This is a genomic window from Candidatus Nomurabacteria bacterium (assembly GCA_020631975.1).
Lineage (GTDB): Bacteria > Patescibacteriota > Saccharimonadia > Saccharimonadales > CAIOMD01 > JACKGO01.
Window position 1 is genome coordinate 126278 of record JACKGO010000001.1, and the last position, 15385, is coordinate 141662.

Genomic DNA, 15385 nt, shown 5'->3' on the forward strand with positions numbered 1-15385 from the left:
AAAAAAACCGTTCAGTTCTGGGCGGTTTTTTTAGATTTTGCGTGCCTACCGAATATTTTTAAAAGATATGGCTTTTCGATATATAGTGATGCTCTTGCGTAATCGTTGGTAATTTTTATTAAATGGGTGTGTTGATGATGCGCCACTGAACGATGCTTGCTATTGGCTGATCGTGCGTATATGTTATAACCCATAGTTTCATATGCTGCAAGCAACGCCATGATGTCATTTTGTATGGCTGGTGACAGCTCACTCAAATTAGCTTTATGTTCGAGTGGCAGTACCATTAAGTGTTCCAATACGACTGATTGTTCCCAAATATCATATGGGTAATTATTCACGACAACAACGGCGTACTCTGTTTGTTCAATAATTGTAAAATCTTCAGGTGCACAAAGAGCGCACGCCCTTATATGTTTGTTGTAACGTAGGTAATTTTTATAATTTTTTTTAAATCTATACACTAATACAATACTAACACTCGAGGTGGGCTTATGCTAGATAGATTGTGATCGCCACGCGCGTGCAGTACTACCAACCACCACCGCCACCACCGCCACCACCGCCACCCGAACTGCCTCCACCTGAAAACCCACTACTGCTACTATTGCTAGGTGGGCTAAAGCTCGATACGCTGCTACTACCAAAACTGGCAAGTGAACCTGCAAAAACAGCCGCATTAAAGGTGCTGTAATTACCAACGTACCAGTCTGGCTGTGTTTCTGGTGTGTATAAATGAGCAAATTGCGTGGCCCAACTTTTTTCAATGCCATACAGCATAGCGAGTGGGAGCAAGCGTTCATATAATTTAACGAGCTGATCAGCACTGCGTGTATTCACTTTTATAGCAGAATCGGCAGACTGTAGAACCTTTAAACGCTCTGCTTCGGCTACTTGCATATACATTTTAGTCCCATCTAGGTAGCTTTTTAGTTCGATGCCTTTTGCAGTACGTGCTGGCATATACGCACCGAGCACAAGCGTAGTTATTGCTGCAACAAAGAGCAGTGGATTAAGGGTTACAATACTTATAAATGTGAAGATACCGCCAACTATATAAACCTTTTTCTGGACAGCTCTTGTATCAGCCATGTACCCACTAGCAATCGCAGCCTGATACGTTTCTTTACCTAGCTGTTCAACTTGCTTGTAAATAGTTTTTTTGTCTTTTAAGGCGATTCTGCTACCTACTTGCAACGAATTACCAAACAATAGCTGCAGCACAGATACATCGTCAGGGTGTGTACCGTCTACAGGTTTGTTTATCTCTAATTCGTATTCTTTTTTCTTAACTTCGTATATTTTAAGGTAGTGGCGTACCGCAAGATCGATAATGCTCGCAGATACTGCTTTGGGCCGCATTTTTGTGTTGATGATGGTATCGTTTAGCAACATTGATGTGTTTTTGGGCGGTATATACTGCGGCACTATGGTAGTTTGTTTTGTTACATCACGGCCTTTTGAGCGCCAAGTCCGCACCGCCCAAAGCAATACTAAGATAGGAAATATTACATAGCCAATTGGCACAACTACAAACCAAAAGAGCTTGAGCCACAGCGGTATAGGCGGTGCGACGTAACCGCTAAAAGTATTTGGTGCAAAGCCTACAACAATACTTAGGTTTTCTTGAGCCGCTAGAGGTTGCGTAGACGTGGCTGTTATTACCCCGTCTATAGAGGCACTTATTGTACAGTCTGACGCTGTTGATCCAGCTACTCCACTGTAGCACTGTAACCTATTATCAAAGGCTGCCTTAATGGAATCTTCTAAATATACCGTTGCTTGTACTCGCTCAATAGTTTGCTGCCAATCTGTCCCATTGATATCCCAGAAAAATTCATCACCACCAGAAAAATTCTTAGTAACATCGCGCAGCATGTAATTAATGATGAATATTTGTTCGCCTTGCAGATATCTATTGGCATCACCAATGCGAAGCACCGTATTACCATTACTCTGGTAGGTTGTATACGACCAATTAGTCCCATCTGGCTTGTTAACACTCTCTATAGATAAACTTACCGAATGACCATCATATGTGTTTGGGATAGCCCGCTCTATACCATGGTTTTGATCATAATTAGGAAATTGTGCGGTAATGGTTTCTTCTACACTTAGAATAGACCTGTTGTTATCGTCTTTGCCAAGCGTGTATGTTGCGTCAAAGGACGCAATTGTAAAGTTTTGTGTATTGGCATGTGCAGTTGATGGCGCTACAAAAATAATGAGAACAAGAAACACAATAAGTTGAGGTACTATTTTGTGTAGCTTCATGCCTTTATTGTAGCAAACTGCCTAAATATGTAGTGGGCAGTATTGCTTTGCTATACTTAGGACAGATTAATACTAGAAAGGGCTTACTTATGCGCGGCAAGCTATTTGATAATACAGAAAATACTACAAATGAAAACAAAACGTTTGTAGCTCAAAACGACTTCACGTTGCTCGTTAATTTAGACGGCACTATTTATGCAAAACAAGGCAGCATGATTGCCTATAAGGGCACCGTTGATTTTGATTATAAAGGTGCAGGAATTGGTCGTTTTGTAAAAAGTGTTGCTACAGGAGAAGGCATGTCTCTTATGAAAGTTGCTGGGCAAGGAGATGTATTTTTAGCAGACAGAGCTGCTCAGATACATGTATTAGACTTAGAAAACGAAGCACTAACAATAACTTCTCGAAATGTGCTTGCATTTACAGAAGGTATAGACTGGGATATTAACGTACTCAAGGCAGGTGTTATGGGTTTTGCAGCTGGTGGTTTTTTTAACACGACTCTAAAAGGTACTGGCTCCATTTCAATTACAAGCTTTGGTTTGCCAGTGGTTATAGCGGTAGACGGCAATGAGGTCTACGCGGACGTCAATAGTATTATTGCGTGGACAAGTGACTTGCAAGTATCTATAAAGAGCAGCTTTAAGGCGAAGTCACTTATTGGCCGCGGAAGTGGTGAAAGCTTTCAGATGGCATTTCGGGGCAAAGGGCATATTGTCGTTCAACCTGGTGAATACTTAACGGCTCGTGCTTAGGCTACTGACTAATTTTACTTATTATTAGGAATATTAAAACTATTAATCCCAGGCTTCTTCTGAAATAATTTACTCCACTCACAAGTTCTAAAAATGCCCAGCTAGCAAGAGCAACAGTACCTATGGTACTTAAAACTGTATCTGCCGTAGAACTAGTACTTATGCTAGTCGCCACAACTGCGCCGAACCATACAAGTATTGGAATATTCGGAAACTGAGCAATGACTATGTGCCCATTTTTATCAGTAAATAGCTTACGTAATGCGCTCACCTATTATTCTTCTACGTTAACGCCACGCCAAAATGCTACGTAATTTGTAAAGTCTTTTTTTACTTTTTCAATAGAGCCGTCCATTGGTTTTGGGTAGTACCAAGCAGCGCTTTTGTTGGTTTTATCACCCACGAGTATGTCATAGTAGCTAGCCTGGCCTTTCCAGAAACAGCTCGTGTGCTCATCGTTTGCTGTAAAGAATTCTTTATGGAGAGCGCTCGGCGGAAAGTATAGGTTACCTTCAATAAATATAAGATCCTCTTTAGGAGCTTCTGCGAGCACTTGGTTGTTCCAGACTGCTTTCATGTGTATTAGTATCTCACATACTTTCGCCTGTTGCTAGTTCACTCACCTGTCTACTGTGCTATAGTTATAGTATTAAAAAAGGAGTAACCAAATGGCCATAGACGAAAAAACAGGCTTACCAAACGATTCAAAAATTATTTCCGTACCAGGGTATCTTAAACTCGGTAAAATTATCACGTGGCTCCTGTATATATGGATTATCTTTGGCGTTGTGATGCTTGCGCTAAGAACTTTCTTACTCGCCACTTCTGCAAACCCTACAACATTTGTAGATTTCGTATATAGAACGTCGGCTGATTTTTTACAGCCATTCCGTGGTATTTTTCCTTCTAAGCCAGTAGGTGAAACAGGCTATTTAGACGTATCTGCAATATTTGCAATAATTATCTATCTCATATTTGCATGGTTAGTGTCTGCCGGAATAAAGTATATACAAGCAAAAATTGATGACATAAAAGAGCAAGAAGCCGAACGTATTGAACGCTTACAAGCAAAGCAAATGCTAGAACAGCGCAGTCAGATAGTAAAACAGACGACATATGTTAATAAAACACCAGCGTCAAGACAGGCTGCGCAGAGCCAACCAAAAAAAAGAATGTAACTATGTAGTTGTTAGAAAAAACAGTTACTTATAAATATTCTGGGTTTACGCTAATTGTATGTTGCTGATTATTAGAAATATCGCTTGAATACACAAGACCACGCAGGCAGGTGCCACTTTGGTGGCTTTTGCCGTTCGCCGCTATCAATGCTCTATGACAGCCTTGTACGACACAGAATTTACCAAGGGCATCAGGCGTCTCGTCGTCGCTATTGTGTAATTCACGATGACTCCATGGACCATTTTGTAGTAAACAATCCCCTTTTTTCTCACTCATTCACCAATGATACCTGATTAATATACGCAGTACTATACTTTTAGAATGAACCCGTAGCGTGCATCTAGTAAATAATTGTGTTAATGCAGCACGTAGACACTTAGTAGTGCCTTCTAGCATCGCCGCAGGTGCCCTTCAGTTTTTACCCATTCTTTGACTATTATGTAATAACGTGCCGTGCTGCTATTTTTTTGGTTGTGTTATTTTTTTGAATGTATCTACGATATTGATACTAAAATCTGTAATACTAAACGCATGTGGTTCTAGCCTTACGGTATAGACGTCGGTCATTTTGCCCACAAATTTTCCTCTTTTTAAATGATGCCACCCTATAGCAAAGTGGTGTTTATTACTTTTTTGTTTGATTAATCTCATGCCATAGTATTTATTGCCATATTTCATAATTTGGCCATACCAACCTTTGATAGGACGATATCCACCGCCTATTTCATTTGAAACAAAGCAATATAGACCGCTACTTAGCTTGGGCTTATTCTTTAATTCGTGCGATTTTCTGTATGAAAATAACAAATAATAGCGGTTTTTAATATATAACATTTGTGGCACTTCCATTTCATCAAAGCCTTCGTTTACGATTACCGGTTCTTCTGTTTGCCAACGTAATAAATCATCGCTGGTTGCTCTCCCTATGCAGCCATTAAAACTCGTATTGCCGTTGTTTACACGAGCAGTAAAGAACATATGAAATTTTTCAGTTACATCATCGTAAAAAATAAATGGGTCGCGCCATGCAGGTGGATTATCTATTTCGTTAAAATCGGTCTGGGGTGAATATCGGGAATCACCGGGTTCTAGCACAGGCCCTGGGACTTTTTGCCAATGGTATAGATCATCACTAATGGCAAGACCTATTGCTTGTTGCCACTGGTCACGTTTGTTTCTGCCCGTGTAAAACATGTACCATTTGTCTTTATGTTTAAACACAGACCCCGTCCATAGTGCTAAATCGTCCCAGTCACCTTCATTGCCTGGCTCCAGAACCGTATCTAGTTGTTCCCAATTTTTTAAGTCTTTAGATTTAGCATGACCTATAGAGGGGGTTGCATATCGAGTATCACCAATATCTGACTCTAAATAAAACGCATGGTACGTGCCATCTGAATCTATGGCGAACCACGTGTCCCACATGTATTTACCGTATGGACTGTATTGTTTCTTCATAACGTTGATTGATTATAGTTCATACTAAACAGAATATCCATACCAAATTACACATGCTATAAACCTATTGTGTACCTACGTTTGCCAGCATGGGTCGTGTATTTATACGGTTTTAAATGCACTCACATGGATACGAGCCAATTAAACGCAGCCAAAAAAGTGGTACCATACATATGTGGGAACGCAAAAACTAAAACGCGAACTCGGTTTACCTATTCTTACGCTGTATGGGCTCGGAAATATATTAGGTGCGGGAATATATGTGCTCGTTGGCAAAGTTGCTGGCCAAGCTGGTACAAGCACTACCCTCGCCTTTTTGATTGCTATGAGTATCGCAGCAATAACAGCATTTTCTTACATGGAGCTTTCGGGCAGATATCCAGTAAGTGCGAGTGCTTCTGTATACACGTTTAAGGCATTTGCCAGCAAACGCCTCTCTATGATTATTGGGGTAGCAATGGTACTAAGTGGTGTTGCCTCGGCGGCGGCACTTTCTAAAGGCTTTGCTGGGTACGTAAATGAACTTATCGCTATACCAGCGGTTGTCGTTAGCATACTACTCCTAGTGGCGATTGGTTTACTGGCTGTGCGCGGTATCGGCGAATCTGCTAAAGCAGCCGCACTATTTACTATTATTGAAGTCGTTGGTCTTTTAATCATTATATACATTGGCAAAGGTGCTATTGCTAATTATGATTACCATACAATATTGACTATTGATCCTTCCGTCGGTTGGGCCGGAGTAATGAGCGGCGCATTTTTGGCATTTTATGCTTTTATTGGCTTTGAAGATATGGTGAATGTGTCTGAAGAAGCCAAGTCACCACGCCGTACGATGCCTCTTGCAGTCTTATTATCTCTGTTGGGTGCCACGGTACTATATATACTTGTCGTGATTGTCGCCACCACCTTGGTAAGTCCTAGTGAATTGGCTGCTACCAATGCCCCTCTCACTTTAGTGTTTCAAGCAGGTGGCTATTCTGCGTCAGAGATCATAACAATTATTGGTATGGCTGCAACGGTGAATGGAGTGGTAGTACAGATAGTAATGGGCAGTCGCATGCTATATGGTATGGCAAAGCAAAAATGGATAAATCGGCGTTTTGCGAGTGTTCATAGCACATATCAAACGCCAGCTTTTGCTACCTTTGTGGTTGTCGGGCTCATGATAATCGGCGTAATAGCCTTGCCTCTTGTCTCGCTCGCATCAGTAACAAGTATGCTCGTTTTAGCTATTTTTGCGACAGTTAATGCTGCCTTGATTGTGATTAAAAAACAACATCCTAAAAACCCTGGATACATTAGTGTGCCAATACTGCTGCCTTGGTTGGGAGTGATAAGCTGCGCGGGTATACTCGTCTATCAACTTAGTACAATATTTTAATAATTCATTCATAGCATATATAGTGATAGGATATGAACGCAACCATTTTTGAAGAATTTTTGCAAAAAGTAGATCTTAATAAATATAGAATTAAGTACCAACCAATTAAGCTTGTAGAAATGGATATGCCACGCAATATACAAGCTTTAGACGCCTTGTATGAAGTGTACTGGACTCAACGGCGCGTGCTTGGTTTTGAAGATTTTTACGAATACTATAAAAACAGCTGCACTAAAGAAATAGAAGGCTTTAGGCAAAAAACAACAATGTGTTCGGAATGTTTTTACAGAGGTTTACCAGCCAGAATTTACCGTACGTGGGCAAGCATCATTACCCAGATACACGCTGGCTATGTAGCTGAACAAGTATTTGGGAGCGGTAGCGTGAGTATGTCAACTGAGCTAGATCACAAAGGTATAGATTTTTCAGCACAGGTAAATGGCACATACTTATATTATCAAGTTAAAAAAGCTACCCACAGCCGAGAAGTGCGAGTTTCTAAAAAAGTTGATAGCCAAAATATAGATATTATACTCATTGAATACGAAGTTCCTGGAGCCGCAGTCTTTGCAGCACCTTATAAACGTGATGGTACGTATAAGGCTGCTTATTCGCGTTTTATACAAAATAAGTCAATCAAACGCTTGCCTAATGGTTTTGTTGTTTTTACTCCCTATATGTTTGAGCAAAAAAAAGCTGAGCTACTTGCTGGTGGCGGTGCCAGCTATAAAGCCTTCCGCTAATACGGCATATTCAGGATTAAGCTCGTAGCCTATGAAGTCAAAACCTAGCTGCTTAGCGACATAGCATTCAGAACCAGACCCAACAAATGGCACCAGCACTAAGCCGCCGTCTTTTGGCATTGCAGATAACAATAATCGTTTAGTAAGTTCTATTGGTTTTTGTGTTGGATGTTTTAGGTAATCATGTTCACGATGTTGTGTAAAAACTTGAGGCGTAAACACTGTGCTGTTGCATGTTCTGCATATGAACCATCGTTCGCTCATGCCTGCTCCACCTGCAAGTGCTGGTATTTTAATAACATCACGTGGTAATGCTCCAGATTCATGTGCATTATAGGTGGTAGGCTCTCCCCCGCCTTTGCTGAACCGGCCTTTTGTGTTTTTTCTTACTTTACCGGCAGCACCTTTTAAGAAACCTTCGGTATACGGTTCACGTACAGCATCTCTGTTAAATAACGGTTTATTTTTATAGGCGACAATGATAGATTCGTGACTGCGTTGCCAAAAATGTAGTGAGGCGACATTTTTATTTGTGTAGTGCCATACCAACCACCGCTTAGGTAGTGTGAGCTCTACAGAAATATGTGCGAGTATTTCGCTGAATCCATATATAAACATCGTACCGTGTGGCTTCAGTACGCGCTCTGCTTGGAAAAGCCACTCTTTGCACCACGCTATATAATCAGCTAATTCGCGGTTGTCGCTATTATTGCCAAAGTCTTTGCCTATGTTGTATGGCGGATCTATGAGGACGACGTCACACGAAGCATCTGGTAGTTTAGTCATTTCTTGCACGGCATCCCCAACGATAATTTTATTTTTTTCTATGTTACTAGGCGTATGTGCTACTGCGGTTTTTTTATTAAGTTGCTTGAGTTTTTTGTGGGGTGCTTTGATCACAGATGCGACCGTGCCTTGAATGCTTAGGCTTTGACTTGGCAATACATAGATTGGTTCGTACTTATTGTTAGAGGGCTGCAACCGGACACGACCCGGCTCCTGGTAGAATCGCTTTAGCGTTACGTAATCGTTATCTATCAAAGCAACGACTCTTTCTCCATTTTTTGGTGTTATGTTTTGTCGCACAATCACAACGTCATTATCATGAATATTATCGTCAACCATACTGCTACCTTTGACACGGAGCGCAAATAGGTTTTTGCTGTCTTTTGCTTTTATACTAGACGCGGGTATGGTGAATAATTCTTGTTGGCTTACAGCACGAATCGGCTTACCAGCAGAAATCTCACCTAGTAACGGAACATGAATATATTGCGTTTCTGTTTCTGGAAAAATACTGCGGGTAGAATATGGACCTTTAGATATCTTTCCTTGTTGCTGGAGTTTGTTTAGATGGTAATGAATAACAGATGGTGAAGCTATGCGAAATTTAGCTCCAATTTCTTTGTATGATGGGCTGTAGCCTTCTTGTTTATGATAGGCTTTAATAAACGCTAAGATATCATCTGTTTTTGTACTCATTACAGACATTATATATAGAAAAAAATTAGAAAACAACACGTGCGTACGGTCTAATATACGATAACAAAGCAGGCTGTATAAGCAATAGGCTATAATATCATCATGATACAGGCAGTAATATTCGATATGGACGGTTTGCTTATAGACAGTGAGCCTATGTGGAAAGAATCTGAAGTAAAAATATTTACTCAATATGGGGTACCATTAACGTACGCGATGACCAAGCAAACGATGGGTTTGAGAACAGAAGATGTAGTAAATTATTGGTATCATCGGTACCCTTGGGCTGCTACGCCGAAAAACGTTGTAGTAAGACAAATTGATCAACTTGTTTTAGATATTATTCAGGAGAAAGCGAAGCCAATGATGGGTGTAATTGACGTACTAAATAGTTGCAAACAAGCCGGTTTACAGATGGCTGTTGCTTCTTCTTCATCTTTAGAAATAATTCATACTGTATTAGAAAAATTAAAAATTCTTACTTATATAGATGTGATACACTCAGCGCAAAATGAAGAACACGGTAAGCCTCACCCAGCAGTATTTATGACAGCTGCCGATCAGATGGGTGTTCCAATACACTCTTGTGTCGTGTTTGAAGACTCTATCACAGGTGTAATTGCAGCAAAAGCTGCCGGTATGGTATGTATAGCTGTGCCTCAGCATAGCGATAAAGAGGATGGTAGATATGCAATTGCAGATATTGTTATACCATCTCTAAAACAGTTTCGTTTAGATATGATAATGGCTAATTAGGTACGCTCGTTAGATACATTACTTAAAAAAGTGTATATATAAACATGAGTATTTTGTGCCATACTTATGATAGTGAAAAAATACATATCTTTAGTAGCAGCAATAATTGTGCAAATTGCACTTGGTGGAATATATGCATACAGCATTTACGTACCAGAGTTAAAAAGTGATTGGGGTTTTACGGCTGCCCAAACCCAAATAGTGTTTGGGCTTACCGTATTTATGTTTACCGTATTTATGATTTACGGTGGCAAGCAGTTAGTTAAAAAAGGCCCAAAAAAGTTAATAATTACCAGTGCTATACTATTTGCAACTGGTAATCTGTTGGCTGCCTATAGTGCTGGTAATTACACATTGTTTTTTGTTGGCTACGTGTTATTTATTGCACCAGCTATTGCTTTTGGCTACGTGAGTGCTGTTTCTACAGGCTTGCTGTGGTTTCCAAAACACAAAGGCTTAGTTACCGGTCTTGCGGTAGCAGGCTATGGTCTGGGTGGTATCATTTTAAGTACAGTTGCCCAAGTGCTTATAAGCAGTGATATGACAATACAACAGATATTTGTTTTTGTTGGTTTAGTGTGGGGTGGTGCGATATTGGTTAGCGGTATAGTTACGAGTACACCACCAGGTTTAATAAAAAAATCATACACTGTAAAGACGGCAACACGAATCAAACGCAATAAAAAAGAATTTGCAGCCCTGACAATATATTTATTTACTGGCACGATGCCAGGGCTGATGATGATTGGTGCGCTAAAACCATTTGCGCTTGATAGCGGCATTGCTACAGTGACCGCTGCAGCTGGGGTTGCTGTACTATCATTTGGTAATGGTTTTGGAAGAGTATTATGGGGAGCCATAGCCGACGTTATAAAGCCACGACTTGCGGTTATTATTAATATGATCCTTATAATTTCTAGTATGCTTCTACTGTTTGCTGTTGCCTCTAACCCTTGGTTATATATCCCAGCTAGCTTGTTGTTAGGCTTTAGTTTTGGTGGTCCACTTGTTCTCGCTCCAGACCAAACTGGGCGAGTATTCGGTGCAAGTAACTTAAGCCAAATATACCCTTGGGCTCTTATCTTTCATGGTATGGCAGCCGCCGTAGGGGCATCTGTAGCTGGAGTAATGTATCAATATAGCGGGAGTTATACTATGGTTATTGGTGTAGCCGCCATTAGTGCAACAATAGGGCTTATATGCTATTACAACTTGGTTAAGTATTCACGCAAATTAGTCTAGATATCACACATACTAGTTGTCATGAGCAATCTAAAGTGTCTACGTGAAAGATATTAATTGACTTATTACGTTTGTTTGGTAGTATAAAAAGGTATCACCATGATCAGGCAGGCCTAAGGTTTCGACCGACCGCTACTCCTGGTCTTTTTTGTATATTGCAACATGTTGCGTAACTGATTAATCCTTACAATAAACGTTGTGTACTTTCGCAGTAACTTAGAGTATTTATCGTTTGGAACCATAACATGGAGAAGTTTTTCTTTTTGCTCTAAGTATTCTATTAAGCAGTAAAAATCACCATCACCAGATACAATGATGGCTTTGTCGTATAGATTGTATACTTTCGCCGCAGCGTACAACACGAGTTCGGCGTCTACATTCCCCTTTACCGTCACTACTTCGTCTACAGTATATTCTGTCGTTGGCTTTAATATAAGCTCATAGCCCATTTCATGCAAATTTTCATACAATAATTCATTGCCCTCTACCTGACCAATAAATAAATACGCACGTTTGACGTTATATTTATTCTTTAAATACAAACGAAATTTTCTAAAATCTAAATCCCACCCAGCACTTTTCACACCGAGATTAAGGTTTTGACTGTCTATAAATGCGTAATTATGGTCCGTACTTGCCATTACTCCTTATAGTACGCTCCTGTTTTGATATTTGCACGCATCATGCGCAAATGTTTTATAGAAAATCAGGCATCAAATATATCTTCACCTAAATGTTTTTGAAGGCGTATTTTTATAGATCCTTCGTGCCTCCCTAAAGCTTTGCTTAGTTGCGGTATTGATAGTCCATCGCTAAACTGCGTCACTAGTTTTTTATCGTCAGCCTCTGACCATGGCTTGTAGGCGTTAGGGTGTGTAATACGCATCTTTGCTAATTTGTCTGCCCAGCTACCTTGTTGTTTCTTGGTAAGTATCTCGGTTTTAAGCGGCTTCGTCTTACCCCATTCGTTTATGTGATGCTGGTATTCTTGAATTGCCTGTTTGCTTTTTAAACGGAGTTCTTCATCGAGTTGTTTTGCAACGGGGCTTACTTTAAGCGCCATGCCATTAATTCCCAGCAATGACAACGTATCAATACTTTTTACGCGCGATAAAGCAACGTAGCCCATACCTTCTACAAATGCTTTGCTAAGATCTATAGTTGCGGCATCTAACGTCATGCCTTGGCTTTTGTGGACAGTTATCGCCCATGCCAAACGTAGGGGAATTTGTGTCGCCGTAGCTCTTATTTTATCTCCATCTATAAGCTCCCAGGATTCTGGTTTAATAACGATTTTTTTACCACTATTAAGCGCAACTATTGGGTAGTTTGTGGTATCTTCAAAACCAACAACGACGCCTAAACTTCCATTGACATATTTCTTGTCTGGGCTATTTTTAATACACATAACTTGAGCATTAATTTTTAATGTTAAAGTAGGCATGGCAAGGCAAGACTTAAGTAGTTGCTCTTTGTACTTTTTGCTGCCAGTTAAGAGCATTTCATATGTAGCTGCTTTGGTGTTAAGGGTCGCGAGGTGCTGTTGATTAATACTGTCGGTATCTACATTTGTTGTAAGTAGTTTTGTTACAGCTAAGGTTGCATCTAGCGTGGTATTTTGTTTATCTAGTAACTTTGTAAGTTGGCTACGGTTGAGTACCCCTGCCCGTATACCATTTAAAATATCAGTGTAAACTTGGTCATCTTTTTGACGATACTGTTCTACAAGATAACACACGCTAAATATACCATCGTGCCATAATGAAGATTGTGTTATAAACCCCCCGTGTGGCTCATCTGCACGATTAACGGGTGGTAGTTGATAAAAATCACCACATAAAATAACTTGTAAACCGCCGAATGGTGCGTCATTTTGGCGGACGTGTTTACAAACAGTATCGATCATTTCTAGACGATAGTCGTGCAGCATGCTGATTTCATCAATTATTAATATGTCCGTATTTTTAATTATTTTTTTACGACTATCTGGCATTTTTTTTAACATGTCTGGATGCACTTGATGCTTGATACCTATGCCAGCCCATGAATGAATTGTATTACCATTCAGATGAGTCGCGGCAAGCCCTGTCGTGGCTGTGACAGAAACTAATTTACCTGAGGCACGGGCATGCCTAATAAAGACATTCAGTGTATGTGTTTTGCCTGTACCTGCAGCACCGGTAAGAAGTACCGACGCACCAGAATCCATAATCGCGAGTGCTTCTTGTTGTGTCAAAAGGAGCCTGCCTTTTCACCTACCCAATATATTGTCGTGTTGGGCATGTATAACATTCTGTTGTGTATTGTATTCACATACTCTATTCTAGCTGCAAACTAAGGCGACTACTAATTAATCTGGGTGTATAAGAGCTATACGTTTCGTTCGTAGCCTCGTAGTACGCTATACTTATACACAGACAATCAAGACCAAACCAAAGCGGAGACATATGCAATCGGTCATCAACATATTGGTTGAACATCAACTACTACTTTTATTTGTCGTCATAACACTAGGCTATGCAATCGGACGAATTAATATTTTTGGCATCAAGCTCGGAGCTGCTGCAGTATTATTTGTCGGGCTTTTTTTGAGCGCACTAGATGATCGGCTTAGTTTACCTGCTATTATTACGACACTTGGTTTAGTATTATTCGTCTATTCAGTAGGCGTATCAAGCGGGGCTAGTTTCTTTGGTTCATTTAAAAAGTTCGGATTAAAGGACCTAGCTTTAGTATCTGCTTTCTTGCTCCTTGCTGCTGGTTTAATCGCTACCCTTACTAGTTATAGTGGTATAAACGGTGCAATAGGTACCGGTATTTTTACCGGATCACTCACGAACACTCCCGCCCTAGCGGCATCAATTAACTTATTAGAATCTGGCCAATTCAGCGAAAGTGGTATTGTACCAACAACTCCTACTATAGGCTATTCTATTGCATACCCTTTAGGTGTAATTTTCCCGATTGTAGCAATCTTTTTTTGGCAAAAACGGTTTAGAATAGATTACAAAAAAGACATACATAAAGCAAAAGGTTTAGTGAGTGTCGGCGCAGATATAAAAAACAAAGCCATTTGCATTACAAACGCTAGATACATTGGTCAATCAATCCGTCAGCTTAAAGATGATAATAATTGGCCTGTATTTTTTGTGCGCATAAAACGGTCTGGCAAAATACATATCATTAGTGATTTATCTACAAAGATTAAACGTGGCGATATACTGAGCGTCATTGGCACTGGAAAAGATATTGATGTAGTTGCTAAAGCTTTAGGTTCGTACACGGATGATGTTTTACAATTTGAAACATCAAATTACATCTATCGCAGAGTGTTTGTATCAGAAAAAAATATTATTGGTAAGACAATCGCAGATTTACATTTGCCAAAGCGGTATGGTGCAATTGTTACACGCATACGTCGTGGCGATGCAGACTTAGTTGCAGACAGTAATCACGTGCTCGAATACGGTGATAGAATACGGTTTGTTTCGCCTAAAGAAAACGAGCATAAAGTAGCAAAGGTCTTTGGGGATTCCTACCGGTCTATTAGTGATATCCACCCGATGTCCATTGGTCTTGGCATATGCTTAGGTTTATTGGTAGGTATGATACCTATACATTTACCCGGTGGTATAGAGTTCGAACTAGGTGAAGCCGGTGGTCCTTTAGTAGTAGGGTTGATTTTGAGTTACTTACGCCGAACAGGACCTTTTGTCTGGACAATATCGTACAGTGCTAGCCATACAATTCGTGAGCTTGGCCTGTCTTTGATGCTTGCAGGTATTGGGGTGCGCTCTGGACAAACGTTTATAAACGGTATTCAAGATGGTAATGGTTTGCAGATTTTTCTTATTGGAGGCATCATCTCATTTATTGTTCCTATGATTTTTATACCGCTCGCCTATAAAAAATTTAAATTACCTTTTGCTGTAGTTAGTGGGATGGTATCTGCTATACATACACAGCCAGCTGTCACGGGCTACGCTTCGCAGCAAGCAAAAAATGATCTGCCAACCTATGGCTACGTTCGATTATTTCCGCTCGCCACTATCATGAAAATTATTGTCGCTCAAATTATGTTACTTGCACTTGTGTAAGTCTACGTACAGCAC

The 15385-nt window shown here is 40.2% G+C and carries 16 protein-coding genes; 7 read left to right on the forward strand and 9 right to left on the reverse strand.

What is annotated here, in order from left to right:
* Positions 1-11: 11 nt before the first annotated feature.
* Both H6795_00625 and H6795_00630 read right to left on the reverse strand, forming a co-directional pair.
* Positions 12-464, reverse strand: a complete 453-nt coding sequence (locus H6795_00625; GenBank protein MCB9817027.1) for a hypothetical protein — start codon at positions 462-464, stop codon at positions 12-14.
* Between the two features lie 67 nt (positions 465-531).
* Positions 532-2274, reverse strand: a complete 1743-nt coding sequence (locus H6795_00630; protein ID MCB9817028.1) for a DUF2207 domain-containing protein — start codon at positions 2272-2274, stop codon at positions 532-534.
* An 89-nt stretch (positions 2275-2363) separates the two neighbouring features.
* Here H6795_00630 and H6795_00635 point away from each other — a divergent pair, with 89 nt between their 5' ends.
* Positions 2364-3029, forward strand: coding sequence for an AIM24 family protein (locus tag H6795_00635; protein MCB9817029.1), 666 nt, complete (start codon positions 2364-2366; stop codon positions 3027-3029).
* Between the two features lies 1 nt (position 3030).
* Here H6795_00635 and H6795_00640 read toward each other — a convergent pair whose 3' ends face one another.
* Together H6795_00640 and H6795_00645 are read right to left on the reverse strand one after the other, a co-directional pair.
* Positions 3031-3300, reverse strand: a complete 270-nt coding sequence (locus tag H6795_00640) for a hypothetical protein (GenBank protein MCB9817030.1) — start codon at positions 3298-3300, stop codon at positions 3031-3033.
* A 3-nt stretch (positions 3301-3303) separates the two neighbouring features.
* Entirely contained in the window at positions 3304-3606 is a 303-nt protein-coding gene (locus H6795_00645; GenBank protein MCB9817031.1) for a DUF427 domain-containing protein, read from the reverse strand.
* 91 nt (positions 3607-3697) lie between these two features.
* Here H6795_00645 and H6795_00650 point away from each other — a divergent pair, with 91 nt between their 5' ends.
* Entirely contained in the window at positions 3698-4207 is a 510-nt protein-coding gene (locus tag H6795_00650; GenBank protein ID MCB9817032.1) for a YggT family protein, read from the forward strand.
* Positions 4208-4235: 28 nt separating this feature from the next.
* Here the strand turns inward: H6795_00650 and H6795_00655 are convergent, their stop codons facing one another.
* Both H6795_00655 and H6795_00660 read right to left on the reverse strand, forming a co-directional pair.
* Positions 4236-4484 carry a hypothetical protein gene (locus tag H6795_00655; GenBank protein ID MCB9817033.1) on the reverse strand — a complete coding sequence of 83 codons (249 nt, stop codon included), beginning with the start codon at positions 4482-4484 and terminating at the stop codon, positions 4236-4238.
* Positions 4485-4667: 183 nt separating this feature from the next.
* Positions 4668-5666 (reverse strand): family 43 glycosylhydrolase, encoded by a 999-nt coding sequence (locus tag H6795_00660; GenBank protein ID MCB9817034.1) that lies wholly within the window; start codon positions 5664-5666, stop codon positions 4668-4670.
* 175 nt (positions 5667-5841) lie between these two features.
* Here H6795_00660 and H6795_00665 point away from each other — a divergent pair, with 175 nt between their 5' ends.
* Positions 5842-7050: an amino acid permease gene (locus tag H6795_00665; GenBank protein MCB9817035.1), complete on the forward strand. Its 1209-nt coding sequence runs from the start codon at positions 5842-5844 to the stop codon at positions 7048-7050.
* A gap of 32 nt (positions 7051-7082) precedes the next feature.
* A complete protein-coding gene (locus H6795_00670; protein ID MCB9817036.1) occupies positions 7083-7793 on the forward strand; it encodes a TaqI family restriction endonuclease in 711 nt (236 codons plus the stop codon).
* Here the strand turns inward: H6795_00670 and lexA are convergent.
* Positions 7752-9275, reverse strand: coding sequence for a repressor LexA (gene lexA, locus H6795_00675; GenBank protein ID MCB9817037.1), 1524 nt, complete (start codon positions 9273-9275; stop codon positions 7752-7754). The two genes, H6795_00670 and lexA, sit on opposite strands and share 42 nt — an antisense overlap.
* 102 nt (positions 9276-9377) lie before the next feature.
* Between lexA and hxpB the strand changes: the two genes are divergently transcribed.
* Positions 9378-10031 (forward strand): hexitol phosphatase HxpB, encoded by a 654-nt coding sequence (gene hxpB / locus H6795_00680; protein MCB9817038.1) that lies wholly within the window; start codon positions 9378-9380, stop codon positions 10029-10031.
* A 66-nt stretch (positions 10032-10097) separates the two neighbouring features.
* Positions 10098-11273, forward strand: a complete 1176-nt coding sequence (locus H6795_00685) for an MFS transporter (protein ID MCB9817039.1) — start codon at positions 10098-10100, stop codon at positions 11271-11273.
* A gap of 113 nt (positions 11274-11386) precedes the next feature.
* On the opposite strand, the gene H6795_00690 is transcribed toward H6795_00685, so the two are convergent.
* Positions 11387-11914: an NYN domain-containing protein gene (locus H6795_00690; GenBank protein MCB9817040.1), complete on the reverse strand. Its 528-nt coding sequence runs from the start codon at positions 11912-11914 to the stop codon at positions 11387-11389.
* Positions 11915-11979: 65 nt separating this feature from the next.
* Positions 11980-13509, reverse strand: a complete 1530-nt coding sequence (locus tag H6795_00695; GenBank protein MCB9817041.1) for an AAA family ATPase — start codon at positions 13507-13509, stop codon at positions 11980-11982.
* Positions 13510-13720: 211 nt separating this feature from the next.
* On the opposite strand from H6795_00695, the gene H6795_00700 reads away from it, so the two are divergent.
* Positions 13721-15370 (forward strand): transporter, encoded by a 1650-nt coding sequence (locus tag H6795_00700; GenBank protein ID MCB9817042.1) that lies wholly within the window; start codon positions 13721-13723, stop codon positions 15368-15370.
* Positions 15371-15385: the final 15 nt, after the last annotated feature.

Bases quoted from the DNA above. Each gene is read 5' to 3' on its own strand.
- H6795_00700 (MCB9817042.1), top strand. From the start codon at position 13,721: ATGCAATCGGTCATCAACATATTGGTTGAACATCAACTACTACTTTTA.
- hxpB (MCB9817038.1), top strand. From the start codon at position 9,378: ATGATACAGGCAGTAATATTCGATATGGACGGTTTGCTTATAGACAGT.
- H6795_00660 (MCB9817034.1), bottom strand. From the start codon at position 5,666: ATGAAGAAACAATACAGTCCATACGGTAAATACATGTGGGACACGTGG.
- H6795_00630 (MCB9817028.1), bottom strand. From the start codon at position 2,274: ATGAAGCTACACAAAATAGTACCTCAACTTATTGTGTTTCTTGTTCTC.
- lexA (MCB9817037.1), bottom strand. From the start codon at position 9,275: ATGAGTACAAAAACAGATGATATCTTAGCGTTTATTAAAGCCTATCAT.
- H6795_00690 (MCB9817040.1), bottom strand. From the start codon at position 11,914: ATGGCAAGTACGGACCATAATTACGCATTTATAGACAGTCAAAACCTT.
- H6795_00685 (MCB9817039.1), top strand. From the start codon at position 10,098: ATGATAGTGAAAAAATACATATCTTTAGTAGCAGCAATAATTGTGCAA.
- H6795_00655 (MCB9817033.1), bottom strand. From the start codon at position 4,484: ATGAGTGAGAAAAAAGGGGATTGTTTACTACAAAATGGTCCATGGAGT.
- H6795_00635 (MCB9817029.1), top strand. From the start codon at position 2,364: ATGCGCGGCAAGCTATTTGATAATACAGAAAATACTACAAATGAAAAC.
- H6795_00645 (MCB9817031.1), bottom strand. From the start codon at position 3,606: ATGAAAGCAGTCTGGAACAACCAAGTGCTCGCAGAAGCTCCTAAAGAG.
- H6795_00670 (MCB9817036.1), top strand. From the start codon at position 7,083: ATGAACGCAACCATTTTTGAAGAATTTTTGCAAAAAGTAGATCTTAAT.
- H6795_00650 (MCB9817032.1), top strand. From the start codon at position 3,698: ATGGCCATAGACGAAAAAACAGGCTTACCAAACGATTCAAAAATTATT.